The sequence below is a fragment of the Streptomyces sp. genome, assembly GCF_036524955.1.
Lineage (GTDB): Bacteria > Actinomycetota > Actinomycetes > Streptomycetales > Streptomycetaceae > Actinacidiphila.
This window is the reverse complement of the sequence record NZ_DATDBG010000329.1, coordinates 19,913-45,271: the sequence shown is the minus strand read 5'-3', so window position 1 is coordinate 45,271 and position 25,359 is coordinate 19,913. Positions and strand designations below refer to the sequence as shown.

The following is a 25,359-nucleotide window of genomic DNA, read 5'->3' as shown; positions in this document are numbered from 1 at the left end:
ACACCGCCCCCACCCGGCGCCGGCAACTGATCGGGGGCTGCGGACCGATGCGGACCCTTCGCCGATGTTCCACGTGAAACCGAACTTCATCCGGTACCGCCCGCTCGCCGGTGTTCCACGTGGAACACCGCCCCCTCGCTCCGCCGGCTCACCCCGCCCGCTGTGTTCCACGTGAAACATTGCGCACCCGTGCCATCGCCACGGCTGTGGCCGCGTAGAGGACGGCGAGGGCGAGGATCAGTCCCGATGATCGCCCGTCGGTGGGCAGTGTAAGCGCGGCGACGGCTGCCGCGCCCACGAACGCCACGTTGAAGGCGACGTCGTAGAGCGAGAAGACCCGCCCCCGGTAGGCGTCGTCCACCTGTGTCTGCACGACGGTGTCCGTGGCGATCTTGGCGCCCTGCGTGGTGACTCCGAGCGCGAAGGCCGCCAGCATCATCGGCCCGACGGTGAAAGGCAGCGCGAGCGGCGGCAGCAGCAGCGCGGAGGCGGCCGAGCAGCCGGCGATCCAGCCCGTAGTGCCGAACCGGTTGGTGGCCCACGGGGTGACGACCGCAGCCGCGAAGAACCCGGCCGCTGACAGTCCGACTGCGAGCCCCAGCAGCGCCAGACCGTCGTCGCCCGCCGTTGGCCGGTCCGATCGGTGCGGTGCGTCGGCCCAGGCGTAGCGGCAGAGCATCAGTACGGTCACGGTCAGGGCGCCGTAGCAGAAGCGCATCGCGGTCATCGCGGTCATCGCCTGCGGGGCGGCGGGCCGCTGCCGCAGGTGACGCAGCCCCTCGTGGAGCCCCCGCGCCGTCGAGGCGATCGCCGCACCGATCCGTACCGCGCCGCTCACCGGCAGGTCAGGTCCGAGCAGGTCGCGTCCGAGGGCGAGCGCGGACAGGCCGGCGCAGAGATACAGGAGTGCGGCAAGCAGTACGGTGGCCGCCTCGGCGCCCGAGCCCTCGGCCACGACGAGGTGGACGAGGAACGCGGCGCTGCCGCCCGCGGCAGCGGCGACCGTGCCCGCGGTAGGCGAGAGGGAGTTCGCCATCACCAGGCGCTCCTCGTCCACCACCCGGGGAAGCGCGGCGGACAGCCCGGCCAGCACGAAGCGGTTGACGGCGGTCACCGACAGCGCGGACAGATAGAACAGCCAGTCCGGCGCGTGCAGCAGGATCAGCCCGGCGGTGCCGCAGGAGAGCACGCCCCGCAGCAGGTTGCAGTACAGCAGCACCTGCCGGCGCCGCCACCGGTCGAGCAGCACTCCGGTGAACGGGCCGAGCAGCGAGTACGGCAGCAACAGGACGGCCATCGCCGAGGCGATGGCCGCCGGTGACGTCTGCTTCTCCGGGGAGAAGACCACATAGGCGGCGAGCGCGACCTGGAAGACGCCGTCGGAGAGCTGGGACAGCACGCGCACCACCAACAGCCGCCGGAAGCCGGTCAGCCGCAGCAGTACGCGAAGATCGCGTACGACAGCCATGGACGCCATGCAGACAGCCTCACATGACGCACGAGGCCCCGGGTACGGGACCCGGGCCCTCGTGCGGTGTCGCGGTCAGATCAGTGCGGTCAGCTCAGGTGCGTCAGACCGGTTTGTCGGACCAGGACGGTCGGACGACATCGACGTGACCCGCCGATCGGCCGACCACGCTCAGCGTTCGACCTCGCCACGGATGAACTTCTCCACGTTCTCCCGCGCCTCGTCGTCGAAGTACTGCACCGGCGGGGACTTCATGAAGTACGAGGACGCCGACAGAATCGGGCCGCCGATGCCGCGGTCCTTGGCGATCTTCGCGGCACGCAGCGCGTCGATGATGACACCCGCGGAGTTCGGGGAGTCCCAGACCTCCAGCTTGTACTCCAGGTTCAGCGGAACGTCGCCGAAGGCGCGGCCCTCCAGACGGACGTACGCCCACTTGCGGTCGTCCAGCCAGGCCACGTAGTCCGAGGGGCCGATGTGGACGTTCTTGGCACCCAGGTCGCGGTCCGGGATCTGCGAGGTGACGGCCTGCGTCTTGGAGATCTTCTTGGACTCCAGGCGCTCGCGCTCCAGCATGTTCTTGAAGTCCATGTTGCCGCCGACGTTCAACTGCATGGTGCGCTCCAGGACGACACCGCGGTCCTCGAAGAGCTTGGCCAGCACGCGGTGCGTGATGGTCGCGCCCACCTGCGACTTGATGTCGTCGCCGACGATCGGCACACCGGCCTCAACGAACTTGTCCGCCCACTCCTTGGTGCCGGCGATGAAGACCGGGAGGGCGTTGACGAAGGCGACCTTGGCGTCGATCGCGCACTGCGCGTAGAACTTCGCCGCGTCCTCGGAGCCGACCGGCAGATAGCAGACGAGCACGTCGACCTGGCGGTCCTTGAGGATCTCGACGATGTCGACCGGGTCCTCGGCGGACTCCTCGATCGTCTCGCGGTAGTACTTGCCCAGACCGTCCAGGGTGTGGCCGCGCTCCACGGTCACCCCGGTCTGCGGCACATCGGTGATCTTGATGGTGTTGTTCTCGCTGGCGCCGATGGCGTCCGCGAGGTCGAGGCCCACCTTCTTCGCGTCGACATCGAAGGCGGCGACGAACTCGACGTCACGCACGTGGTAGTCGCCGAACTGCACGTGCATCAGACCAGGCACCTTGCTGTCCGGGTCGGCGTCCTTGTAGTACTCGACACCCTGCACCAGCGACGTGGCGCAGTTGCCTACGCCAACGATGGCTACGCGAACCGAACCCATACCGGTTGCTCCCTGTGTAATCGTCACGCGGTTCCCCGGTTCTCGGGTCGGCCGCCGTGCCCTTGGTTGTTGTCGTTGTCGTCCCGCTCGGCGGCCGGACGCTCCACGCGCCCGGCCCGTTCGGTCTCGATCAGCTCGTTGAGCCACCGGACCTCGCGCTCCACCGATTCCATGCCGTGGCGCTGCAGTTCGAGCGTGTAGTCGTCGAGCCGTTCGCGGGTGCGTGCCAGTGAGGCACGCATCTTCTCCAGGCGTTCCTCGAGGCGGCTGCGCCGCCCTTCGAGGACGCGCATCCGGACGTCCTTCGACGTCTGGCCGAAGAAGGCGAAACGGGCGGCGAAGTGCTCGTCCTCCCAGGCGTCCGGGCCGGAGTGGGCGAGCAGCTCCTCGAAGTGCTCCTTGCCCGCGGCTGTCAGCCGGTAGACGATCTTCGCCCGGCGGCCGGCGAGGGGCGTGGCCAGCGGTTCGCTGTCCGGTGCCGTCTCCTCGATCAGCCACCCCTGGGCGACCAGCGTCTTCAGGCAGGGATACAGGCTCCCGTAGCTGAAGGCGCGGAACACCCCGAGCGAGGTGTTGAGCCGCTTGCGCAGCTCGTAGCCGTGCATCGGGGCCTCACGCAGCAGACCGAGAATCGCGAACTCGAGGATTCCGGAGCGCTTGCTCAATCCCTCGTCCCCTCGTTCGCGTACTGGCCTGGCTGCCTGCTCGTCCCGGCGGCCCGGCTACCTTGTTCCGCGGTGTCGCAGTGCCTCGGCTCGATGTATCGAGTCGATACATCGTGACGATAGAACGGCGCGAGATATGGCGCAAGGCGTGGCGTGGTGACCGGCGTCACATCCCAAAATCCATGAACGCCAGCCGTCCGTTATGTGTGAGATATGCACGTAGAGCATCTTTCGACCGTGCGTACTCTGTTCGCCATGCGTAGCACCGGGAACCCTGTGACGTCGGGGTGCGTCTTGGTCCTCGGCGCAGTGCGGCCTGATCCAGCCGCACGCAGGGGGACCGACCGGAATGTCATCGATGCCTGCAGGCGATCCCGCCTGTCGAGGAGTAGCTGTTCATGAGCGAGCACCGTCGCAAGCCGCCGCAGCCACCGCAGCCGCCGTCCGGCGGCCGTGCTGCCGCCAGGCGCGGAGGGCAGCAGCCGACGACGCCCCCCGCGTCCGCCGACGAGCAGCGACCGTACGAAGGCCGCGCGGCAGCCCGCCGGGCGGCGCAGGGACGTGGCGGCCGACGCAGGATCGGCGGGAGCGGCCCCGGAGCCGGCGGAACCAGCGGACTCGGGGCGACGAACGGCACCGGCGGCCCGGTGGGACGCGGCGGGCGAGGCCCCGGCCGCCGCCCAGCCAAGAAGCACTTCATCGACTACCCGCGCTTCGGCAAGGAGGGCTGGCGCCGCTGGATGCCGTCCTGGCGCCAGGTGACCGCGGTCTTCATCGGCTTCTTCGGCACGCTCATCGGCATCGCGGGCATCGCCTACGCCATGGTCGACATCCCGGACGAGAACAAGACCGCGACCGCTCAGAACAACGTCTACTACTGGGCCGACGGCACCCAGATGGTGGCCACCGGCGGTGACGTCAACCGGCAGAACATCACGTACGACAAGATCCCGAAGGCGATGCGCTACGCCGTCATCTCGGCGGAGAACAAGACCTTCGAGACCGACAAGGGCGTCGACCCGATGGGCATCACCCGCGCCCTGTTCAACATGGCCAAGGGCGGCGAGACGCAGGGCGGCTCGACCATCACCCAGCAGTACGTGAAGAACTCCATGCTCGACCAGTCGCAGACGGTCAGCCGCAAGTTCAAGGAGCTGTTCATCTCCATAAAGGTCGGCGCGAGTGTCAGCAAGCAGGACATCATCACGGGCTACCTGAACACCTCCTACTTCGGCCGCGGCGCGTACGGTCTGCAGGCGGCGGCGCAGACCTACTACGGCACTGACGCGGAGACGCTGAACCCCAGCCAGTGCGCGTTCCTCGCCGCGCTGCTCAAGGGCCCGACGTACTACGACCCGCTCGGGGCCACCAACATCGACCCCGCCGCGACCCCCGAACACAACCGGGCGCGCTCCGAGGGCCGCTGGTCGTGGATCCTGGACCAGGAGGTCAGATACGGCCACATGACCGCGGAGGAGCGGGCCAAGTGGACGAAGTACCCGATGCCGCAGGGGCTCAAGGTCCAGGCCGGGATGAGCGGTCAGATCAGCTATCTGGTGGACACCGCCAACAAGTACGTCAGCGCCCACTCCAAACCCGAGATCACCGCCGAGCAGCTCACCCGCGGCGGCTACCAGATCTACACGACCTTCGAGAAGAACAAGGTCGAAGCGCTGAAGAAGGCCGTCCAGAAGGTACGGAAGAAGAACATCAAACCGGGCGGCGGCCACAAGTACCTCGGTGACGACGTCAACCTCAAGGGTTCGGACGCCGACACCCACGTGCAGTTCGGCGCCGCCTCGGTGGTCCCCGGTGACGGCCGGATCGTGGCGATCTACGGCGGTGAGGGCTACGAGCACCACGAGTTCAACAACAACGCCAACACCAGCGGCGTCCCGGTGGGCTCGACCTTCAAGCCGTTCGTGCTGGCCGCGGCCATGCAGTACGGCACCAACCACAGCAACGGCAAGCCCATCACGCCGGACAGCAAGTACAACTCCGACGACCTGCTGGTGATCAAGGATTACGACGGCAATGTCGTCCTCGACAAGGAGAACAAGCCTTTCAAGCAGAAGAACGAGGACGAGTACGACCGCGGCTACATCACGCTCAACGAGGCGATGCAGCACTCCATCAACACCCCGTTCGTCCAGCTCGGCGAGGACGTGGGCCTGAAGAAGGTGCGCGACACCGCCGTGAGCACCGGGCTGCTGGAGAGCACCATGGCGGGACTCGTCCCGTCGTTCTCCATCGGTACCTCGACGCCGAGCGCGATCCGGATGGCGGACGCCTACGGCACCTTCGCCAAGTCCGGCGTGCAGGTGGACCCGTACTCGGTCACCAAGGTGCTGCGCAACGGTCAGGAGCTGGCCGGTTTCGACAAGCCCAAGCCGAAGCAGGCGATGGCGGCCAACGTCGCCAACAACGTCACCAAGGTGCTGGAGAACGTGGTCAAGAAGGGCACCGGCACCAAGGCCCTGGCGCTGGGCCGGACCACGGCGGGCAAGACCGGTACCACGGACAGCCCCGGCGGTACGCGGTCGGCCTGGTTCGTCGGCTACACCCAGCAGTACTCGACGGCCGTGGTGATGTTCCGGCAGGACTCCACGGCCAGGAAACTGCTGCCCATGGCGGGTACCGGTGGCTTCCCGTCCACGCACGGTGGTGACATGCCGGCCACCATCTGGACGGACTACATGAAGGCCGCGCTCGGCGGCAAGGAGGACCCCGGGTTCCCGGAGGCCACCAAGCTCGGCCCGGCGCAGAACGAGCCCGGGGCCCCGACGCCGAAGCCGTCGCCGACCGCGACGACGCCGACGCCCACCACGGCGCCGCCCACCACCGCGCCGCCGACGATGACGGCGCCGCCCACCAAGCCGGGCAAGAAGCCTCCCACCACGTCCCCGTCGCCGTCGCCGACGCCGACCGAGGTGTGCATGCCCTGGGACCCCACCTGCACCGCGACACCGACCCCGACGCAGACCTCGCCGACGCCGACCACTGATCCGACCGGAGGCGGCGGGACCAGGAAACCGGCGGGCACCTGATCCCGGCCCCGCCGGGCTGAGTGAGGTGACCGAAGAGTCCCCGTGGCCGCCCGGCCACGGGGACTCTTCGTGTCCTGGCCGGGTACGGCAGGATGTCGCCATGACGAGCGTGCGCGACCGCGAAGAGGACGGCCGGCGGGAGCTGCCGGTGCGTCCCACCGACGAGGACCCGCTGGCTGCGGCCGGCAGCGAGCTCATCGGCGGCCCGGCCGGCCGCCGGGCCCGGAGCGGTGGCCACCGCTGGTGGAACCCGCTGCGGGTGATGGCCCTGGCCGTCATAGGGCTGTTCGCGCTCGGTATGGCGCAGAAGGCGTCCTGCTATTCCGGCGGCTGGTTCACGACCGGTAACGAGCAGTACATCCACGCCTGCTACTCCGACATCCCGCACTTGTACGCGCAGCGCGGCTTCGCCACCGACCTGGTGCCGTACTTCGACCGCATCCCGGACGCCGTCTCCGGCGCGTCCACCATCCACTACCTCGAATACCCGGTGCTCACCGGGCTGTTCATGGAGGTCGCGTCCTGGCTGACCCCGCACGGCGGCAGCGGGCAGCACCGCGCGCAGATCTACTGGATCGTGAACTCCGGGATGCTGCTGATCTGCGCCGCCGTGCTCGTGGTGTGCGTGTCGCGCACCAACGGGCGGCGTCCCTGGGACGGGCTGTTCGTCGCCCTGTCCCCCGCGCTGGCGCTGACCGCGACCATCAACTGGGACCTGTTCGCGGTCGCCCTGGCCGCCGCCGGGATGCTGCTGTGGTCGCGCAGCCGCCCGCTGGCGGCCGGTGTGGTGATCGGTCTGGCGACCGCCGCCAAGCTCTATCCGGTGCTGTTGCTGGGTGCCCTGTTCATCCTCTGTCTGCGCGCGGGCAGGCTACGGGCCTTCGCCGCCGCGCTGGGCGGCAGCGCCGGGGCGTGGCTGGCCGTCAACCTCCCGGTGATCCTGCTGGCCCGGGACGGCTGGTCGCAGTTCTACGGTTTCAGCCGCACCCGGCCCACCGACTACGGCTCGCTGTGGCTGATCATCATGGAACGCAGTGGCAACCCGCTGCACGGCGTGAACGCGTACGCCACCGCGCTGATGCTGCTGTTGTGCGCGGGCATCGCCGCCCTCGCGCTCTACGCTCCCCGCCGCCCGCGGATCGGCCAGCTCGCCTTCCTGGTGGTGGCCGCGCTGCTGCTCAGCAACAAGGTCTACTCCCCGCAGTACGTGTTGTGGCTGCTGCCGCTCGCGGTGCTGGCCCGGCCGCGCTGGCGGGACCTGCTGATCTGGCAGGGCGCGGAGGTGCTGTACTTCCTCGGCATCTGGATGCGGCTCGCCTACGTCACCGGCACCAAGCACCACGGCTTGACCCCCGACGCGTACCACCTGGCGGTCGGGGCGCACCTGCTGGGCATCCTCTACCTGTGCGCCCTGGTGGTGCGTGACATCCTGCGCCCCGAGTACGACGTGCTGCGGCAGGGCGGCGAGGACGACCCGGCGGGCGGGGTACTGGACGGCGCGCAGGACGTGTTCGTACTGGGCCCGGTTCCGCACGAGCCGAAGCACGTGGCCTGACGTCCTTGGCAGGGCGTCCTTGTGCGGCCGGCCTTGCGGGAGTGCGCGGTACGGGGGCGCGCGGCGCTACGGTCCCCGCCGGACGGTCAGGCCGACTGCCGGTCGACGACCCGGTCGAACTGGGTCGTCGTGTGCCGCAGGTGCGCCACCAGTTCGTCGCCGACCGCGGGCGGTGCCACGTCGCCCGGCAGGAACAGGATCGACACCTGCATGTGCGGCGGCTCGGCGAACCAGCGCTGCTTGCCCGCCCACACGAAAGGGGACAGGTTGCGGTTGACGGTGGCGAGCCCGGCCCGCGCGACCCCCTTGGCCCGCGGCATCAGACCGTGCAGCGCCTTGGGCGCCTCCAGGCCGACGCCGTGCGAGGTACCACCCGCCACGACCACCAGATGGCCGTCGGCGGCCGACTTCTCCTGCCGGTAGCCGTACCGCTCGCCCTTCGCGATCCGGGTGACGTCCAGGACGGCCCCGCGGTACTCGGTCGCGTCGTGGTCGCCGAGCCACAGCCGGGTGCCGATCCGCGCCCGGAACCTGGTCTGCGGGAACTGCTGCTGGAGCGCGGCCAGTTCGGTTGCCCTGAGGTGGCTGACGAACATGGTGTGCAGCGGCAGGCGGGCCGCGCGCAGCCGCTCCATCCAGGCGAAGACCTCCTCCACCGCGTCCGTGCCGTCGGTACGGTCCAGCGGCAGATGGATGGCGAAGCCCTCCAGCCGTACATCGTCGATCGCGGTGTGCAGTTTGACCAGGTCCTCCTCGGCGACGCCGTGCCGTCGCATGGAGCTCATCACCTCGACGACGACCCGCGCGCCCACCAGGCCGCGTACGCCCTCCACCGAGGACACCGAGCGGATCGCCCGGTCCGGCAGGGGCACCGGTTCCTCGCCGAGGCGGTACGGGGTCAGCACCAGCAGGTCACCGCTGAAGAAGTCCTTGATCCTCGCTGCCTCGTACGTCGTGCCGACCGCGAGCATGTCGGCGCGCAGCCGGGTCGCCTCGTCGGCGAGGCGCTCATGGCCGAAGCCGTAGCCGTTTCCCTTGCAGACGGGCACTATTCCGGGGAACTGGTCCACCACGGAGTGCTGGTGCGCACGCCAGCGCGCGGTGTCGACGTACAAGGTGAGCGCCATGGTCTGGTGAGGACCTTTCTGCTGCGAGTCGGGCGGTCAGCGGCGCGACATGTAGATGTCGAGTGCCTTGTGGAGGAGCTTGTTGAGCGGGAAGTCCCACTCGCCCAAGTATTCGGCAGCTTGGCCGCCGGTACCCACCTTGAACTGGATCAGGCCGAACAGATGGTCGTTCTCGTCCAGGGAGTCGCTGATGCCGCGCAGGTCGTAGACGCTGGCGCCCATCGCGTACGCATCGCGCAGCATCCGCCACTGCATCGCGTTGGACGGCCGGACCTCGCGCTTGTGGTTGGCGGAGGCACCGTAGGAGTACCAGACGTGCCGGCCGACGGTGAGCATGGTGGCGGCGGCCACCGCCTCGCCCTCGTGCACCGCCAGATACAGCCGCATCCGGTTGGGGTCCTCCGCGTTGAGCTTGGTCCACATGCGCTGGAAGTACGACAGCGGGCGCGGGCGGAAGTGGTCGCGCTCGGCCGTGACCTCGTACAGTGCCTGCCAGACGGGCAGGTCGTCGTAGCCGCCCTGGACCACCTGGACGCCGGCCTTCTCGGCCTTCTTGATGTTGCGGCGCCACAACTGGTTGAAGTTCTTGAGGATGTCGTCGAGCGATCGGTTCTCCAGCGGGACCTGGTACACGTACCGCGGCTGGACGTCCCCGAAGCCCGCGCCGCCGTCCTCGCCCTGCTGCCAGCCCATCCGGCGCAGGCGATCGGACACCTCGAAGGCGCGTGGCTCGATGAAGGTCGCCTCCACGTCGCGCAGTCGCTTGACGTCGGGGTCGGCGATGCCGGCCTTGACCGCGCCCGCGTCCCAGCGGCGGATGATCACCGGGGGGCCCATTTTCACGGTGAACGCGCCCTGCTGCTTGAGGTGGTCGAGCATCGGCCGCAGCCACTCGTCCAGGTTCGGCGCGTACCAGTTGATGACCGGGCCCTCGGGAAGGTACGCCAGGTAGCGCTTCACCTTGGGGATCTGCCGGTAGAGGACGAGGCCGACTCCCACCATCTGCCCGGACGTGTCGTCGAACCAGCCGAGGTTCTCCGAGCGCCATTCCGCCTTGACATCAGCCCACGCGGGGACCTGGCAGTGGCTCGCCGAGGGCAGGCTCTGGATGTAGGCCAGGTGCTGCTCTCGGCTGATGGTCCGTAGGGTCAGGCTCATGCGGGGCGCTCCCCATGCTCACGACTGCGGGCTTCACTACTGGCCCGAAGCCTACTGCGCGGGGGATGCCGCCCCGCCAGCCCTGTGGATAACCACGCCGGGGGTCTCGGCGGGCCGCGACGAGGGGTCTCGGGAGGACCGGAACCGGCTGGACGAGGCCCGCTAGGCGAGCCCTCCGTTGGCCATGCCGATGTAGAAGCCGACCGCGGCCATGCCCAGGGTGATGACCAGCGCGAAACGCTCCGCCGTCGTCGCCGAGATGAACTGGCCGTAACCGCCGGTGAGGATTCCGGCCAGGCCGGTCCACGCACTGAGCACATGAAGGTTGTCGAACGCGCAGGTGACCACCGCGACCGCGCCGAGCACGGCGGTGAGGGCGACGAAGGTGTTCTCCAGCGGATGCGGCCGGCCGTCGGTGTTGAAGGTGAAGTGGTGGGTTCGTTCCGCGTCTTGTGCCATGGGGCACCTCCGTGACGGAGTCATGGCGCGCTGTAGCGCCCTACACACCCGATGTGTACAGATTGGGGTCATAAGGGGGCGGATTTCAACCCAGGGGGCAGGGGCGGGTAGTCTTTACGGTCTGCAACGGTGCCCGCGTTGGCCCACCGCCTCCGACCAGCCCCTGCCAGGGGCTCGGGGTCATTGTCAGTGGCCCGCGCTACCGTTGCGACGCAAGACAAACCCTCCTGCCACGGAAACGCCGTGGCCGCTGAGTCCAAAGGAGGTGGGTTCCCCTATGCGTCACTACGAGCTCATGCTCATTCTCGACCCCGATCTCGAGGAGCGCGCTGTCTCCCCGCTGATCGAGTCCTTCCTGTCCGTCGTCCGCAACGGCGGCGGCAGCGTGGAGAAGGTCGACACCTGGGGCCGCCGTCGTCTCGCCTACGAGATCAACAAGAAGCCCGAGGGCATCTACTCGGTCGTCGACCTCAAGGCCACGCCTGAGGTCGTCAAGGAGCTGGACCGTCAGCTCAACCTGAACGAGTCGGTGCTCAGGACCAAGGTCCTCCGCCCGGAACTGCACTGATCCGGGTTTCCGAGTAGCAGCACATACCGCCGAGAGGTCATCCCATGGCAGGCGAGACCGTCATCACGGTTGTCGGCAATCTTGTCGACGACCCCGAGCTGCGCTTCACCCCGTCCGGTGCGGCGGTCGCGAAGTTCCGCGTCGCGTCCACTCCCCGCACCTTCGACCGGCAGACCAATGAGTGGAAGGACGGCGAGAGCCTCTTCCTGACCTGCTCGGTCTGGCGGCAGGCGGCCGAGAACGTCGCCGAGTCGCTTCAGCGCGGCATGCGCGTCATCGTGCAGGGCCGCCTCAAGCAGCGGTCGTACGAGGACCGTGAAGGCGTCAAGCGGACGGTCTACGAACTGGACGTCGACGAGGTCGGCGCCAGCCTGAAGAACGCGACGGCCAAGGTCACCAAGACCAGTGGTGGCGGCCGTGGCGGTCAGGCCGGCGGTTACGGCGGCGGTGGCGGCCAGGGCGGTGGCTGGGGCGGCCAGCAGGGTGGCGGCGGTGCTCCCGCCGACGACCCGTGGGCGACCAGCGCGCCGGCCGGCGGCGGCCAAGGCGGGAGTGGCTGGGGCGGTGGCTCCGGTTCCTCCGGTGGCGGCTACTCGGACGAGCCGCCCTTCTAAGGGCGGATCCATCCACTTCTTGATCGCATAGGAGAAACACCATGGCGAAGCCGCCCCCGCGCAAGCCGAAGAAGAAGGTCTGCGCGTTCTGCAAGGACAAGACCGTGTACGTGGACTACAAGGACACGAACATGCTGCGGAAGTTCATTTCCGACCGTGGCAAGATCCGTGCCCGCCGCGTCACCGGCAACTGCACGCAGCACCAGCGTGACGTCGCCACGGCCGTGAAGAACAGCCGTGAGATGGCGCTGCTGCCGTACACCTCGACGGCTCGATAAGGAGAGGGTGACCGAAGTATGTCCAAGATCATCCTCACCAACGAAGTCAGTGGTCTCGGTGCCGCGGGCGACATCGTCGACGTCAAGCCGGGCTACGCCCGCAACTACCTGATCCCGCGGGGCTTCGCCATCGCGTGGACCAAGGGTGGCGAGAAGGATGTCGAGCAGATCCGCCGGGCCCGCCGCATCCGCGAGATCCACTCGCTGGAGGACGCGAACAGCGTCAAGGCGCAGCTCCAGAGTGTCAAGGTCAAGCTGAGCACCCGCGCCGGTGACACCGGTCGGCTCTTCGGCTCCATCACCCCCGCCGACATCGCCGCGGCGATCAAGGCCGCGGGCGGCCCCGCGGTGGACAAGCGCCGGGTCGAGGTCGGTGCGCCGATCAAGACGCTCGGCGCGCACAAGGTCTCGGTGCGCCTGCACCCCGAGGTCGAGGCTGTGCTCGACCTGGAGGTCGTGGCCGCGTAACGGCCTGATGTTCCACGTGGAACGGCATCATGTGTTCCACGTGGAACATGGAAGGGCCGGGCATCCCGTTTCGGGTGCCCGGCCCTTTTCGTCCTACGGCTCGTCCTACGGCCACGGCGGTCCTGATCCCTCCCTCGCTCGGGGTCATGCGGCCTGTCCGTACGAGGGGCCAGGGGGGGGCTCAGCGGGCCGCCCCCGTCACCACCCAGCGGCCGGAGCGGGCCCGTAGCCACAGGGTGGCGAGCCGGGTGAGCATCATCAGGGTCATCGCCCACCACAGCGCGGCCAGGCCCGCGCCGAGGGCAGGCACCGCGAGCGCGGCGGGAACGAAGACCAGCAGCGTGACCAGCATCGACCAGGCGAGATACGGTCCGTCGCTGGCGCCCATCAGTACCCCGTCGAGGACGAAGACCACCCCGGAGACCGGTTGTCCCACCGCTACCACGAGCAGTGCGGACGTCAGGGCGTCTTGTACGGCCGGGTCGGAGCTGAACATCGGTCCGATCAGCGGCCGGGTCAGTGCCACCAACAGCCCTAGGATGATTCCGCAGGTAACGCCCCACTGCGTCATTCGGCGGCAGACAGCCCGCGCGCCCTCCGGATCGTCGGCGCCGAGGTAGCGGCCGATGATGGCCTGCCCGGCGATGGCGATGGCGTCCAGCGCGAAGGCCAGCAGCGACCACACCGTGAGGGTGATCTGGTGTGCGGCGATCTCGGTGTCGCCGAGCCGGGCGGCGACGGCGGTGGCGATCATCAGGACGGCCCGCAGGCTGACGGTGCGGATCAGCAGCGGCGCACCGGCTCGCGCACAGGCCCGGATTCCGGCGGCGTCGGGGCGCAGTACGGACCGCCAGTCGCTGTTGCCGCCGGGGATTCGCGAGCGGGCGCCGCGTACTACCACCCACAGGTAGACGGCCGCCATGCCGTTCTGCACGATGACCGTCCCCCAGGCGGAGCCCGCGATGCCGAGACCGGCGCCGTAGACCAGGGTCACGTTCAGGCCCGCGTTGGCGGTGAAGCCGGCGACGGCGACGTAGAGCGGGGTGCGGGTGTCCTGGAGGCCGCGCAGGGCGCCGGTGGACGCGAGCACCACGAGCATCGCGGGGATGCCGAGCGCGCTGATCCGCAGGTACGTGGTCGCGTACGGGGCGGCCGTGCCGGAGGCGCCGAAGAGGTCCACCAGCGCGGGTGCGGTCGGCATGGTGCCCACGATGACGAGGGCGCCCAGCAGCAGAGCGAGCCAGATGCCGTCCATGCCCTGGCGCAGTGCCGCGGGCAGGTCACCCGCGCCGACCCGGCGAGCGACGGCGGCCGTGGTGGCGTATGCCAGGAACACGAAAATGTTGACGGCGGTGGTGAGCAGGGTGGCGGCCACACCGAGCCCGGCGAGCTGCGCGGTGCCCAGGTGTCCGACGACCGCGCTGTCGGCCATCACGAACAGGGGTTCCGCGACGAGCGCGCCGAACGCGGGCAGCGCGAGGGCGATGATCTCCCTGTCGTGGCGGCGTCGTACGGGTCCGGGGAGGCGGGTGGGGCGGTGCTGTTCGGAGGGCTTGACGGCCGGATTCACAAGCACAGCTTAATCGTCCACAAGTAAGCGGTGAGATGCGGGTCTGGTCATTACGGATGACTGCGCAGAGTGATCTCCTCCGCGTTGTTTGTGGCGATCTTGAGTGGACCGGAAAAGTTTTTCTCCTGCACAGGCTATGGATGAAGAAAGACCAGGTCAGCGCCGGTCGGCCTGGCTGGTGAAGAGCTTGTCCACAGCGCTGTCCCAAGGGCTGTACACAGGTTGGGGGCAGTTCTCCACAGGTATGGCGCGGCCGTCCACACCCCCTGTGGATAACCAGGTTGGTCCGGGCCGCCCGGGGGCCTACCGTTGAGCCTCCCCGACCTACCGTGGACCGCCCCTGTGCACGCGCCGCGAGTGGAGGCCGGGTGGCTCATATGTCAGCCGCGCGCCGTGAAAGAGTGGCACGCACGGGGGCCCGGTCGGGGACCGGTGTCGAACGGGGAGGAGGTGCCGGGGATGAGCCAGCCCGAACCCTCCGGCGACCACTGGGGAGACCTCCCACCGGACGACCGCCCCGCCGTCAGCCCCTTCCGCAAGAAGAACACCCCGGACGACAACCGTTTCTCCGAGGGCGGCGGGGGCTTCGAGCGGGTCCCGCCACAGGACCTCGACGCGGAACAGTCCGTGCTCGGCGGCATGCTGCTCTCCAAGGACGCCATCGCCGACGTAGTGGAGGTGCTCAAGGGCGCGGACTTCTACCGCCCGGCGCACGAGACGATCTTCACCGCGATCCTTGACCTCTACGCCCGCGGCGAGCCCGCCGACCCGATCACCACCGCAGCCGAGCTCACCAAACGCGGCGAGATCGCCCGCGTCGGCGGCGCCCCGTACCTTCACACCCTGGTCAACGCGGTGCCCACCGCCGCGAATGCCGAGTACTACGCCGAGATCGTGCACGAACGCGCGGTCTTGCGCCGACTCGTCGAAGCGGGCACCCGTATCACCCAGATGGGTTATGCGGCCGACGGTGACGTGGACGACATCGTCAACAACGCGCAGGCCGAGATCTACGCGGTGACCGAGCAGCGCACCTCCGAGGACTACCTGCCGCTCGGCGACATCATGGAGGGCGCGCTCGACGAGATCGAGGCGATCGGCTCCCGCAGCGGCCAGATGTCCGGCGTGCCCACCGGCTTCACCGATCTGGATTCCCTCACCAACGGCCTGCACCCGGGCCAGATGATCGTCATCGCCGCCCGCCCCGCCATGGGCAAGGCCCTGGCCCTCGACACGGTGCTCGCCACTCCCACCGGGTGGACCACCATGGGCGCGGTCCGGGCCGGAGACCACTTGATCGCCGCAAACGGGACACCGACGCGCGTGGTCGCCGCCACCGATGTCATGGTCGGGCGTCCCTGCTACGAAGTCACCTTCGACGACGGGACGACGGTCGTCGCCGACGCGGACCACGAATGGCTCACCGATACCAGGGCCTCACGGCGGGCGAACGGGAGGAGCGGTCCGGAGCGGCGGGGAAAGCGTGCTTCGGTCAAGACGACCAAGGAGATCGCGGCGACCTTGCGGTGCACGAACCTGGCCGACCGGCGGCTGAACCACTCCGTGAGCGATGCGGCTCCGCTCGATCTCCCACCTGCGGAGCTGCCGGTTCCTCCGTACACACTGGGTGTGCGGCTGGGCGGAGGCAGCGGCCACAGCGAAGGTCAGGGCGACGAACCCGCGCGCCCGGGATGCACGCACATCCCGCAGGACTATCTGCGTGGTTCACTCGCCCAGCGCCGGGCACTGCTCGCCGGACTGCTCGACGCCGGAGGAGCGGTCACGGCCACCGGTTCCGTTCGGTTCACGGCCGCCGACCCGGCGCTGACCGAGGGATTCCGTGAACTGCTGGCGAGTCTGGGCCATCGCTGCCGTACGACGACCAAGCGCGTCCACGGGCGCTCCGGAGAGTCGTCCCTCGCCCACGTCGTCCATTTCGCAACCGACGACGACGTCTTCCGGCTGGCGCGCAAGCGACGGCTGCATGCGGAGCGCAGGCGCCACGGCACCCCGAAGCCGGCCCGGCGCTTCATCACCGACGTGCGCGAGATCGAGAGCGTGCCGGTTCGCTGCGTGCAGGTGGACAACCCGGATCACCTGTACCTGGCCACTCGCGCGATGGTGCCCACGCACAACAGCACCCTCGCCCTGGACTTCGCCCGCACCTGCTCCATCGCGCACAAGATGCCCAGCGTCATCTTCTCCCTGGAGATGGGCCGCAACGAGATCGCGATGCGTCTGCTGTCCGCAGAGGCCCGCGTCGCCCTGCACCACATGCGCTCCGGCACGATGACCGACGACGACTGGACCAAGGTCGCACGCCGCATGTCCGACGTCACCGAGGCCCCGCTCTACATCGACGACTCCCCGAACCTGTCAATGATGGAGATCCGCGCCAAGTGCCGCCGCCTCAAACAACGCAACGACCTGCGCCTGGTCGTCATCGACTACCTCCAGCTCATGCAGTCCGGCGGCTCCCGCCGCCCCGAGAGCCGCCAGCAGGAGGTCTCGGACATGTCCCGCAACCTCAAACTCCTCGCCAAGGAGCTCGAGGTCCCGGTCATCGCCCTCTCCCAGCTGAACCGCGGCCCCGAACAGCGCACCGACAAGAAGCCGATGGTCTCCGACCTCCGCGAATCCGGCTCCATCGAGCAGGATGCCGACATGGTGATTCTCCTCCACCGCGAGGACGCCTACGAGAAGGAGTCCCCTCGCGCCGGCGAGGCAGACCTCATCGTCGCCAAACACCGCAACGGCCCCACCGCCACGATCACTGTGGCCTTCCAGGGCCACTACTCCCGCTTCGTGGACATGGCCCAGACCTGATGTGGGTCTCGGACTTCGTGGCACAGTCTCAGCCTGAGCTGTGGCACGCGCGTTGGGACGACGCGAGCCTGTGAGGCCGCATGAAACGTGCGGACCGCGCACCGTACCGGCAGAGAGGCGTACGACGAGTGACCGCTGACCCCGCACCCTCGGCGGCGCACGACGACGAACTGCTGTCGGCCACCCGGCGTGCGCTGCTGCGTCGCGTCGCCGTAGGACAGGCGGAAGGCCGGACGCCGTCGCTGGTGGGGGCGGTGGTACGGGACGGGCGGCTGGTGTGGACCGGGTCGCGGAGCATGATCGAGAGGCACGCGCCGGACGCGGACACGCAGTACCGGATCGGGTCGATCACCAAGACGTTCGTCGCCGTGCTGGTGATGCGGCTGCGTGACGAGGGCCTGCTGGAGCTGACCGATCCGCTGGCCAGGCACCTCCCGGGGACGACCGCCGGTGAGGTGACGGTGGGTCAACTGCTCGCGCACACCTCGGGACTGGCTTCCGAGACGCCGGGGCCCTGGTGGGAGCGCACGCCCGGCGAATTGCGGCCGGAGTTGGCCGATGTGCTGGGCGCGGAGCCCGGCAAGCATCCGGCCGGGCGCCGCTACCACTACTCCAACCCCGGGTACGCACTGCTCGGCGCCCTGGTCGAGAAGGTGCGGGGCATGCCATGGGGTGCCGCGCTGAGGGCGGAGGTACTCGAACCGCTGGGCTTGACGCGGACGACGCTGCTGCAGCAGTCCCCGGCCGCCGTGGGTTTCGCCGTCCACCCGTGGGCGGACGTGATGCGGCCCGAGGCCGTACAGGAGACCGGACGGATGGCGCCCGCGGGCCAGTTGTGGTCGACGGCCGCGGACCTCGCGCGGTGGGCGGCGTTCCTGGCGATGGGGCACGAGGACGTGCTGGGCGCGGAGACGGTGGCGCACATGCGCGAGCCGGCGGCGCCGCCCGAGGCCACAGACCCGGACGGCGGTTACGGCCTGGGTGTGCAGTTGCTGCGTCGGGACGGTCGTACGCTCGCCGGTCACACCGGTTCGATGCCAGGCTTCCTCGCCGCGCTGTGGGTGAGTGTCGAGGACGGTGTCGGCGCGCTCGCACTGGCCAACTGCACCTCCGGGCCCGCCGTGAGCGCGATCGCAGCCGATCTGCTGGCGATCACCGCGGACGCTGAGCCCGGCTTCCCGGCGGCCTGGCGGCCCGCCGAGCAGCTCGACAGCGGCCTGCTGGACCTCGCCGGACCCTGGTACTGGGGAACGTCGGCCTTCCTGCTGCGAGTGCGGGCCTCCGGTGAGCTGTACGTCGCGCCGATGAACGGCCAGGGCCGCGGTTCCCGGTTCCACGTGGAACATGACGGCACCTGGACCGGTCGTGAGGGTTACTACGCGGGCGAGACGTTGCGCGCGGTGCGCCGGGAGGACGGTTCAGTGAGCCATGTGGACCTGGGGTCCTTCGTGTTCACCCGTGAGCCGTACGATCCGGAGGCTCCGGTGCCGGGTGGCTTTCCGGGCTGGCACTGAGCGTATTGCCGTTCGCCCCGAACCGTCACGCTGAGTGTTTCACGTGAAACACCGGCACACGAGCCGCTGATCCTGTGCGACAACCCCACCGCGCAACCCGTCCTTCACGCAATTCGTCCAGCCCGGTCGCACACTGTGCCACCTTCGTGGCGCACCAGGCGTGACGCAAGTGACGAACTGAGCGAATACGGGCGGTGCCGGCGGGCTGGGTGAGCTATGCCTGGTCAACCGCGCCGCACCGGGTGATGTCATCCAGCGCGGTCCGCCCGCCGGGTCGATGGTGGTGGACCACACCACGGAAGACGGCCTGCTGTGCCTGAGCGGGTGGCGGCGGGCGACTCAGGTGCGTGACGCCGGCCGTCAGCCCAGGTCCGGGCCCAGCAACCCGCGCACTCCCTCGATGTTCGCGTCCAGGTAGTGCCGGAGGGTCAGCGGGACGATGCCGACTGAGGCGATGCCCATCCGGCTGAACGGCACCCGCACCACCTCGTACTCCCCGTCCGGCTCCTCGACTTCCGGGCCGTGTCGCAGGGTGAGGTCCATCGAGGCCAGTCGGCAGGCGAAGAAGTACTGCACCTTCACGCCGTGCGAGCCGTCGTCCGCGATGTGCTCGACCGTGTCCACGAAGGCCGGCACCGCTTCGGCGACCTTCGCGCCCAGTTCCTCGTCCATCTCGCGGTGCAGCGCGGCGACCACGGTGGCGTCGTCGTCCTCGACGCCGCCACCGGGCGTCAGCCAGTACGGCGCGAGGCCGGGCTTGGTGCGCTTGATGAGGACCAGTTGGTCGCCGTCGAACAGGATGGCGCGGGCGGTGCGTTTCACCACCGGGCGGGTGGTGGGACTGGAAGGCATGTCCGGGGGCATGCCAGACATCTGCCGCACCGGAGGCTGGGGCAAACGTGGCAGTCGCGGCGAATCGGAGCGTACGCTTCCCCTCCGCGTGCGCCCGGTCAAGCCGGGTCAGGCCGCGGCGGCTGCCTCGTCCAGTGCCCCCAGCACATCGTCGAGGATGTCCTCCGGGTCCTCGACACCCACTGAGAAACGGATGAAACCGGGCGGCACCGCGTCCCCGCCCCAGCGAGCCCGGCGCTCGGCCGTGCACTGGACGCTGCCGAAGCTCGTCGCCTCCGCGGTGAGCCGCAGCGCGGTCAGAAAGCGTTCGGCGTGCGCCTGGTCGGGCAGGGCGAACGACACCACGCTGCCGAAGCGCCGCATCTGCGCCACGGCCACCGGGTGCGCGGGATCGGACGGCAACCCGGGATGACGTACGCCCGTCACCTCGGGACGCTTCAGCAACTCACCCGCGAGAGCCAGCGCGTTCGCGGCCTGCCGGTCCACCCGCAGCGCGAGTGTGGCCAGCGAGCGGTGCGCCAGCCAGGCCTCCATCGGTCCGGGGATCGCGCCCGCCGTCTTGCGCCACTGCCGTACTCCGGTGGCCAGTTCGGCGGAGCGCGTGGTGACGTACCCGAGCAGCAGGTCGCCATGGCCGCTGAGCGCCTTGGTGCCGCTGGCCACGGAGAAGTCCGCGCCGAGGTCGAGCGGTCGCTGGCCGAGCGGGGTGGCCAGGGTGTTGTCGACTGCGACCAGCGCGCCCACCGCGTGCGCGGCGTCAGCCAGCCGGCGGATGTCGCACACGTCAAGACCGGGGTTCGACGGGGTCTCCAGCCACAGCAGCCGGGCGCCGTCCAGCGCCGCGAGCTGCGCGTCCCCCACGGTCGGCGCGAGCCGCACGCCGACGCCGTACGACTCCAGGCGCTCGCGCAGCGAACGCGTCGCCTGGTAACTGTCGGACGGCAGGACGACCGTCTGCCCGGCGCGTACCTGCGACAGCAGCACCGCTGCGACCGCGCCCATGCCGGAGGCGAACGTCAGGGTGGTGGCTGCCGGGTCGCCGGGCGCCTCAAGCTCCGAGAGGGCCGCCTCCAGACGGTCCCAGGTCGGGTTCTCGTCCCGGCCGTACGTGTACGGGCCGGTGGCCTCGCCCGGGAGGTGGTAGTGCGAGACGAAGACCGGGCCCGGCAGCGACGGTTCGTACGCGGTCGCCGGGGGCCGCCCCGCGTGCACGCTGCGGGTGCTGTCGCCCTGCAGCCCCGGACCGTACCCCGGATTCCCCCCGGCCGCCGCGCTCACTCGTCGTCCGGCAGCACGACGTGCAGCGCCCACGAGACGATGCTGACGATCAGACCGCCCACCACCGCGGTCCAGAAGCCCTCGACGTGGAACTGCAGGTCGAGCTTGCCGGCCAGCCAGGAGGTGAGCAGCAGCATCAGGGCGTTCACCACCAGGGTGATCAGACCCAGGGTGAGGATGAACAGCGGGAAGGACAACACCCGCACGATCGGCTTCACGAGCCAGTTCACCAGGCCGAAGACGAGTGCGACGAGGATCAGGGTGAGGGCCTTGTGGCCGCCTGAGTCACCTGTGAGGGTGATGTCCTTGACGATCCACACGGCCACACCGAGGGCACCGGCGTTGGCCAGGGTCTTGACGACGAAGTTCTTCATGATGTGATCGTCGCAGAACCGATGACCAGGGCGACAGGCCTGGCGGGACCGTGGCACGACAGCGGCAGAGGAGTGGCGATGAAGGTGTTCCGGCTGGACGACCTGGACGCGGAACGGGAGGCGAACCAGGGGGCGTACCTCCAGTTCCTGCGCGAGCGCACCATGTCGGCGGGGCTGTACGCGCTGAAGGCCGGGGACACCGATCCGCAGAAGCCGCACGGACAGGACGAGATCTACCTCGTGGTCAGCGGGCGGGCCGCGATCACCGTGGGGGAGGAGACCACCACCGTCGCCCGCGGCAGCGTCGTGTACGTACCGGCCGGGACGCCGCACCGCTTCCACCACATCACCGAGGACCTCAGGGTCATGGTGGTCTTCTCGCCGCCGGAAACCTAGGGGACGGTTCAGGGTCGGATCGGGACCGCGGGCCGTCCGCGGCGGGCACCGGTGGCCCTACAGTCGACAGTACGGGCGGAGAACCGCCAGGAAACGCGCCTTGGGGACAGTCCGGACGCGTCACGGCGAAGGAGTGGTGGACGGAGATGGACAAGCTGCTGAAGGGCCTGCCCTGGTGGGTGAAGTGGATCGGCATCCCGGTCATCGCCCTGGTGATCTTCGGCGGACTGGTCGCGAGCCTGATCAGCATCGTGGTGGGGCTGCTGTTCAAGGTGGTGGTGTTCGTGATTTTGGTCGGTGCGCTGGTCTTCGTGGTCAAGCGCGTCACCTCGTCCTCGTCCGGCGACAGGCGCGACTGGTGAGCCGGGTCCGGACGGCGTGACCGGTGCGGGCCGCCCCCCGAGGCGGCCCCGTTACTTCGCCCGGCGCCGGTGACTTCCGCCGCCGGACGTCACGGCCCGCTCGCCACCGGCCGCCACCGCCGGCCGCCGGTCGGCGCTGACGACCAGCGCCGCCAACACCGTGGTCAGCGGCACCGACGCGACCAGGCCGATACTGCCGATCAGGGTCCGGACGATCTCCTCCGCGACCAGTTCGCTGCCGGCCACGCGCAGTACGCTGCTGCGCGCGATGGAGAAGAGCAGCAGCAGCGGGAGCGCGGCGCCCGCGTACGCCAGTACCAGCGTGTTGACCACCGAGGCGATGTGATCGCGGCCGATCCGCATGCCGGTGCCGTACAGCTTGCGCCAGTTCGCGCCCGGTTCGGCCTCCTTCAGCTCCCACACGGCGGCGACCTGCGTGACCGTGACGTCGTCCAGGACGCCCAGCGAGCCGATGATGACGCCCGCCAGCAGGACACCCTTGATCTGGATGTCCGGGTAGAGGCTGTGGATCACGCCGGTCTCGTCCGAGGTGTTGCCTGTCAGGTGGGCCCACGAGATGAACGCCGAGCCCAGCACGCCGATCAGCACGAGTGAGCACAGGGTGCCGAGGACAGCCACGGACGTACGGGCGTTGACGCCGTGGCACAGATAGAGCGCGATCAGCATGATCGCGCTGCCGCCGACCACCGCGACCAGCAGTGGATCCTCGCCGTGCAGGATCGCCGGGAGGATGAAGAGCGTCAGGATCGTGAACGAGATGACCAGTGCGATCAGCGCCATCACACCGCGCAGCCGGCCGACGACGATCACCGCGACTGCGAAGATCCCGGCCAGCAGTGCGAGCGGGAGACCGCGCTCCACGTCGGTGACCGAATAGCGCAGGCCGAGCGGGGCATGGGGGGCGTACGCCAGGATCACTTCCTGGCCCGCGCTGTAGCGGCGGGTCTGGTCCGGCCGGACGATCTCGGTGAAGGTCATGCCCTTGTCCGGGCCCGAGGTCACCACGAGCGTCGCCTTCTGACAGGCGTCGCTGCCCTTGCCGGGCTCCTTGGGGGTGGACCGCGACTGGTCCAAGGCCGCACAGGACAGGTCGACCAGCTTGGTGACCTTGCCCTGCCGGGTCTGCTGGTCGAAGCCGACGCCGGTACGGGCGTGCTCGGGCGCGCCGCCCGGCCACAGCACGATCAGGCCGACGGCCACGGCCGCGGCGAACGGTACGAGGATGGCGGCGATGACCTTGCGCAGGTGCTTGGAGACAGGCGGCACCGGGCCGTGAGCGTGCGTGTGCGCCAGGCCGGTGCCGTGCCCGTGACCGGAGCCGGCGTCCTGACCGTGACCGTGCCCCGCGTCGTGACCTGAGTCACGGCCAGGTGCGTTCGGCTGAGCTTGGGGGGAGTCCATTGCCTCGATCATCGCAAGACCCGCTGGTCTGTGCCCGCGTCCAACCGTTACGGTGGGGCCACCTTTGCACACGCGGGAGCTCGGAGCACCGGGCTGAGAGGGCGCTGACACGCATCTGCGGAAGCTGCGCCGACCGCCGAACCTGTTACCGGGTAATGCCGGCGTAGGGAGTAGGTCTCATGACCATGCAGGACGCACGTACGCGTGAAATCGGCTGGCACAAGGCGTACCTGAGTGGATCACGGCCGGACCTGCGGGTGCCGGTCCGTCAGGTCCACCTCACCAACGGCCGCGACGTCACGCTGTACGACACCTCGGGCCCGTACACCGATCCGTCGGTGGACACCGACGTCCGGCGGGGACTCGCCCCGGTCCGGGCGAACTGGATCATCGGGCGCGGCGACACCGAGGAGTACCCCGGCCGCCCCATCCGCCCCGAGGACGACGGCATCAAGCACACCGCACCGCGCGGCGGGCTGCGCAACCTCGACGCGGTCTTCCCCGGCCGCCCGCGGCTGCCCCGCCGCCGGCGGAACGCAGAGCCCGTCACCCAGCTCGCGTACGCCCGGCGCGGCGAGATCACGCCGGAGATGGAGTACGTGGCGCTGCGCGAGAACGTCGCGCCCGACGTGGTACGCGACGAGATCGCCGCGGGCCGGGCCGTCCTCCCGGCCAACGTCAACCACCCCGAGACCGAGCCGATGATCATCGGCAAGCGGTTCCTGGTCAAGGTCAACGCGAACATCGGCAACTCCGCAGTCACCTCCTCCATCGAGGAGGAGGTCGAGAAGATGACCTGGGCGACCCGCTGGGGCGCCGACACCGTCATGGACCTGTCCACAGGCCGCAACATCCACACCACCCGCGAATGGGTGCTGCGCAACTCCCCCGTCCCCATCGGCACCGTCCCCCTCTACCAGGCCCTGGAGAAGGTGGACGGCCGCGCCGAGGAGCTGACCTGGGAGATCTACAAGGACACCGTCATCGAACAGGCCGAGCAGGGCGTCGACTACATGACCGTCCACGCCGGTGTCCTGCTCCGCTACGTCCCGCTGACCGCCCGCCGCAAGACCGGCATCGTCTCCCGCGGCGGCTCGATCATGGCCGCGTGGTGCCTCGCCCACCACCGGGAGAACTTCCTCTACGACAACTTCGAGGAGCTCTGCGACATCCTCGCGGCGTACGACGTCACGTACTCGCTCGGCGACGGCCTGCGCCCCGGCTCCATTGCCGACGCCAACGACGAGGCGCAGTTCGCCGAACTGCGCACCCTCGGTGAGCTCAACAGCATCGCCAAGCGCCACCATGTGCAGACGATGATCGAGGGCCCGGGTCACGTGCCCATGCACAAGATCAAGGAGAACGTCGACCTCCAGCAGGAGATCTGCGAGGAGGCCCCCTTCTACACCCTCGGTCCGCTGACCACCGACATCGCGCCCGCCTACGACCACATCACCTCGGGTATCGGCGCGGCGATGATCGCCTGGTGGGGCACCGCGATGCTCTGCTACGTCACTCCCAAGGAGCACCTCGGGCTTCCCGACCGCGACGACGTCAAGACGGGTGTCATCACGTACAAGATCGCCGCCCACGCGGCCGACCTGGCCAAGGGGCACCCGGACGCGCAGGCGTGGGACGACGCGCTGTCCGACGCCCGGTTCGAGTTCCGCTGGGAGGACCAGTTCAACCTGGCGCTCGACCCGGACACGGCCCGCGCCTTCCACGACGAGACGCTTCCGGCGGAGCCGGCCAAGACGGCGCACTTCTGCTCGATGTGCGGGCCGAGGTTCTGCTCGATGAAGATCTCGCAGGACATCCGCCGGACCCACGGCGGCACGGAGGCGGAGATCGAGGCCGGGATGGCCGAGAAGTCCCGCGAGTTCGCCGCGGCGGGGAACCGCGTCTACCTGCCGTTGACCGACTGACGGATCGTCCGGCTGATCGACTGACGGTTCGCCGACCGGCCGACGACTGGCGCCGAGGTCCTGCGGCGACCCGGCCGGCAGAGAACGGCGGCCGACCCGGGATACCGGGCCGGCCGCCGTTTCCGCGTTCGGGGGTGGGTAAGGCGTCATGGCGATGACCGTGTGAGCCGCCGGTCCGG

The 25,359-nt window shown here is 69.4% G+C and carries 22 protein-coding genes and 1 pseudogene; 12 read left to right on the top strand and 11 right to left on the bottom strand.

The genetic code is table 11. From position 1 onward, the window contains the following. Positions 1-148: 148 nt before the first annotated feature. From VIW71_RS26025 to VIW71_RS26015, 3 genes are all read right to left on the bottom strand, one after another. Positions 149-1,468, bottom strand: coding sequence for an MFS transporter (locus VIW71_RS26025; protein ID WP_331625081.1), 1,320 nt, complete (start codon positions 1,466-1,468; stop codon positions 149-151). A gap of 171 nt (positions 1,469-1,639) precedes the next feature. Then, on the bottom strand, positions 1,640-2,722 hold the full coding sequence (locus VIW71_RS26020; RefSeq protein WP_331625075.1) for an inositol-3-phosphate synthase: 1,083 nt from the start codon (positions 2,720-2,722) through the stop codon (positions 1,640-1,642). A 23-nt stretch (positions 2,723-2,745) separates the two neighbouring features. After that, positions 2,746-3,387: a PadR family transcriptional regulator gene (locus VIW71_RS26015; RefSeq protein ID WP_331625074.1), complete on the bottom strand. Its 642-nt coding sequence runs from the start codon at positions 3,385-3,387 to the stop codon at positions 2,746-2,748. 740 nt (positions 3,388-4,127) lie between these two features. On the opposite strand from VIW71_RS26015, the gene VIW71_RS26010 reads away from it, so the two are divergent. Both VIW71_RS26010 and VIW71_RS26005 read left to right on the top strand, forming a co-directional pair. After that, positions 4,128-6,434: a transglycosylase domain-containing protein gene (locus VIW71_RS26010; RefSeq protein WP_331625080.1), complete on the top strand. Its 2,307-nt coding sequence runs from the start codon at positions 4,128-4,130 to the stop codon at positions 6,432-6,434. A gap of 100 nt (positions 6,435-6,534) precedes the next feature. After that, positions 6,535-7,989: a glycosyltransferase family 87 protein gene (locus tag VIW71_RS26005; protein ID WP_331625073.1), complete on the top strand. Its 1,455-nt coding sequence runs from the start codon at positions 6,535-6,537 to the stop codon at positions 7,987-7,989. 86 nt (positions 7,990-8,075) lie between these two features. Here VIW71_RS26005 and VIW71_RS26000 read toward each other — a convergent pair whose 3' ends face one another. The 3 genes from VIW71_RS26000 to VIW71_RS25990 all read right to left on the bottom strand — a co-directional run bounded on the left by VIW71_RS26000 (position 8,076) and on the right by VIW71_RS25990 (position 10,733). After that, on the bottom strand, positions 8,076-9,116 hold the full coding sequence (locus VIW71_RS26000) for an alanine racemase (protein WP_331625072.1): 1,041 nt from the start codon (positions 9,114-9,116) through the stop codon (positions 8,076-8,078). Between the two features lie 36 nt (positions 9,117-9,152). Continuing rightward, positions 9,153-10,274 carry a lipid II:glycine glycyltransferase FemX gene (locus tag VIW71_RS25995; RefSeq protein WP_331625071.1) on the bottom strand — a complete coding sequence of 374 codons (1,122 nt, stop codon included), beginning with the start codon at positions 10,272-10,274 and terminating at the stop codon, positions 9,153-9,155. 162 nt (positions 10,275-10,436) lie between these two features. Next, positions 10,437-10,733, bottom strand: a complete 297-nt coding sequence (locus VIW71_RS25990) for a hypothetical protein (protein ID WP_331625070.1) — start codon at positions 10,731-10,733, stop codon at positions 10,437-10,439. Positions 10,734-11,010: 277 nt separating this feature from the next. Between VIW71_RS25990 and rpsF the strand changes: the two genes are divergently transcribed. Genes rpsF through rplI form a run of 4 tightly spaced genes read left to right on the top strand, consistent with a single transcriptional unit; the run spans position 11,011 to position 12,661 of the window. Then, positions 11,011-11,301: a 30S ribosomal protein S6 gene (gene rpsF / locus VIW71_RS25985; RefSeq protein ID WP_205045254.1), complete on the top strand. Its 291-nt coding sequence runs from the start codon at positions 11,011-11,013 to the stop codon at positions 11,299-11,301. A 44-nt stretch (positions 11,302-11,345) separates the two neighbouring features. Next, positions 11,346-11,915, top strand: a complete 570-nt coding sequence (locus tag VIW71_RS25980; RefSeq protein WP_331625069.1) for a single-stranded DNA-binding protein — start codon at positions 11,346-11,348, stop codon at positions 11,913-11,915. Between the two features lie 41 nt (positions 11,916-11,956). Then, the gene (gene rpsR, locus VIW71_RS25975) at positions 11,957-12,193 is read left to right on the top strand and encodes a 30S ribosomal protein S18 (protein ID WP_031512678.1); all 237 of its coding nucleotides are present in this window, start codon (positions 11,957-11,959) and stop codon (positions 12,191-12,193) included. Between the two features lie 18 nt (positions 12,194-12,211). Next, positions 12,212-12,661: a 50S ribosomal protein L9 gene (gene rplI, locus VIW71_RS25970; protein WP_331625068.1), complete on the top strand. Its 450-nt coding sequence runs from the start codon at positions 12,212-12,214 to the stop codon at positions 12,659-12,661. 181 nt (positions 12,662-12,842) lie between these two features. On the opposite strand, the gene VIW71_RS25965 is transcribed toward rplI, so the two are convergent. Then, positions 12,843-14,231, bottom strand: coding sequence for an MATE family efflux transporter (locus VIW71_RS25965; protein ID WP_414720851.1), 1,389 nt, complete (start codon positions 14,229-14,231; stop codon positions 12,843-12,845). Positions 14,232-14,690: 459 nt separating this feature from the next. Between VIW71_RS25965 and dnaB the strand changes: the two genes are divergently transcribed. From dnaB to VIW71_RS25950, 3 genes and pseudogenes are all read left to right on the top strand, one after another. Further along, a complete protein-coding gene (dnaB, locus tag VIW71_RS25960) occupies positions 14,691-17,057 on the top strand; it encodes a replicative DNA helicase (protein ID WP_331625067.1) in 2,367 nt (788 codons plus the stop codon). 128 nt (positions 17,058-17,185) lie between these two features. After that, entirely contained in the window at positions 17,186-18,571 is a 1,386-nt protein-coding gene (locus tag VIW71_RS25955) for a serine hydrolase domain-containing protein (RefSeq protein ID WP_331625066.1), read from the top strand. A gap of 185 nt (positions 18,572-18,756) precedes the next feature. Continuing rightward, positions 18,757-18,896: pseudogene (locus tag VIW71_RS25950) on the top strand (flavohemoprotein); the annotation flags it as partial. Between the two features lie 35 nt (positions 18,897-18,931). On the opposite strand, the gene VIW71_RS25945 reads toward VIW71_RS25950, so the two are convergent. From VIW71_RS25945 to VIW71_RS25935, 3 genes are all read right to left on the bottom strand, one after another. Next, positions 18,932-19,423 (bottom strand): NUDIX hydrolase, encoded by a 492-nt coding sequence (locus VIW71_RS25945; protein WP_331625065.1) that lies wholly within the window; start codon positions 19,421-19,423, stop codon positions 18,932-18,934. A gap of 108 nt (positions 19,424-19,531) precedes the next feature. Continuing rightward, a complete protein-coding gene (locus VIW71_RS25940) occupies positions 19,532-20,659 on the bottom strand; it encodes a cystathionine gamma-lyase (protein ID WP_331625078.1) in 1,128 nt (375 codons plus the stop codon). A 38-nt stretch (positions 20,660-20,697) separates the two neighbouring features. Next, positions 20,698-21,075 (bottom strand): phage holin family protein, encoded by a 378-nt coding sequence (locus VIW71_RS25935; protein ID WP_331625064.1) that lies wholly within the window; start codon positions 21,073-21,075, stop codon positions 20,698-20,700. Positions 21,076-21,153: 78 nt separating this feature from the next. Here VIW71_RS25935 and VIW71_RS25930 point away from each other — a divergent pair, with 78 nt between their 5' ends. Beyond that, positions 21,154-21,471 carry a cupin domain-containing protein gene (locus VIW71_RS25930; RefSeq protein ID WP_331625077.1) on the top strand — a complete coding sequence of 106 codons (318 nt, stop codon included), beginning with the start codon at positions 21,154-21,156 and terminating at the stop codon, positions 21,469-21,471. 146 nt (positions 21,472-21,617) lie between these two features. After that, a complete protein-coding gene (locus VIW71_RS25925; protein ID WP_331625063.1) occupies positions 21,618-21,833 on the top strand; it encodes a DUF5326 family protein in 216 nt (71 codons plus the stop codon). Positions 21,834-21,884: 51 nt separating this feature from the next. Here the strand turns inward: VIW71_RS25925 and VIW71_RS25920 are convergent, their stop codons facing one another. Then, the gene (locus tag VIW71_RS25920) at positions 21,885-23,267 is read right to left on the bottom strand and encodes a YibE/F family protein (protein ID WP_414720850.1); all 1,383 of its coding nucleotides are present in this window, start codon (positions 23,265-23,267) and stop codon (positions 21,885-21,887) included. A gap of 167 nt (positions 23,268-23,434) precedes the next feature. On the opposite strand from VIW71_RS25920, the gene thiC reads away from it, so the two are divergent. Further along, the gene (gene thiC / locus VIW71_RS25915) at positions 23,435-25,180 is read left to right on the top strand and encodes a phosphomethylpyrimidine synthase ThiC (protein ID WP_331625061.1); all 1,746 of its coding nucleotides are present in this window, start codon (positions 23,435-23,437) and stop codon (positions 25,178-25,180) included. Positions 25,181-25,359: the final 179 nt, after the last annotated feature.